The sequence below is a fragment of the Zooshikella harenae genome (assembly GCF_018837975.1).
Lineage (GTDB): Bacteria > Pseudomonadota > Gammaproteobacteria > Pseudomonadales > Zooshikellaceae > Zooshikella > Zooshikella harenae.
The window spans coordinates 1-838 of record NZ_JAGSOY010000299.1; the positions used below are offsets into that span (position 1 = coordinate 1).

2 protein-coding genes are annotated in these 838 nt (G+C 42.1%); both read right to left on the reverse strand.

Features of this window, described 5'->3' with window-relative positions:
* Positions 1 to 145 precede the first annotated feature (145 nt).
* On the reverse strand, positions 146 to 568 hold the full coding sequence (locus tag KCG35_RS25775) for a DUF4279 domain-containing protein (protein ID WP_215822742.1): 423 nt from the start codon (positions 566 to 568) through the stop codon (positions 146 to 148).
* 4 nt (positions 569 to 572) lie between these two features.
* Positions 573 to 838 (reverse strand): hypothetical protein (locus KCG35_RS25780; protein ID WP_215822744.1); only part of this gene is annotated, 266 nt, incomplete at its 5' end.

Here is an 838-nt window from a genome sequence, read left to right on the forward strand (position 1 = left end):
CTGTTAAAGAGCGACCACCTCGATGCACTCGAGCTTTAAACGTAATGCTTTGGCGCTTAAATAGGTTGCACATGTCTAGAAGATTGAGCGCAAGGGTATTAAAGGCCAGGCTTTAACACCTTTTACGGTACCGCAAACTTTACACCTAATCTGAGAAATAATTGTCAATGATAAGAGGAACTCCATAACTGCCTATCTCCATTAACAAACTCGGAGACAGCTTAGGGCCCCCATCAAAGCTGTCTTGGAAGTGACCACACCACCAATGACTGTCAAACTTATCTGCAAGAGTAACTATCTCAGTTTTTTTGGAACTTAGACTTTTAAGAAGAAATTCCAATCCATCTTCCAGGCTTGTCCACTCTGCTTGGAAGCCAGCTTCCCCTTGTCCATTATATGCCCAAAATGGGCGTCTCTTCCTTTTAGAGGTCTTGCTTTGCAATTGGCTCAATGCATTGCTTGGCTGTAAATTCAATTGTGCTGAAATTTCAGATGGTTCCAATTCATCACCTAAGAATCTTAGCTCTACAGTGTATGTATGACCTGCTGATTTTTTTTCTTCTGTCATGGTTCTACCCTGTTGTTAATGCACTACATACCCAAATGAAAAAAATAATTACAGCACCTTGAGCAGTTACTCGAGTTGTTTGTTGTAATGTTTTTTCACAATTACTATCACACTCTATAGGTTCAGGAACAGGAACAGGAACAGGCGGCGGTCCGCCACATCCGTTCTTTCCATCTGGTTTGCCATATTGCACCCAATCTGCGTAAGCATCAGCTAATTCTTCCCTAGTAGCGTCTGGATCACCGTCTTGTTTTACGCATTGATGAAACC

Coding starts and splice junctions, on each gene's coding strand:
- KCG35_RS25775 (WP_215822742.1), bottom strand. CDS start 568: ATGACAGAAGAAAAAAAATCAGCAGGTCATACATACACTGTAGAGCTA.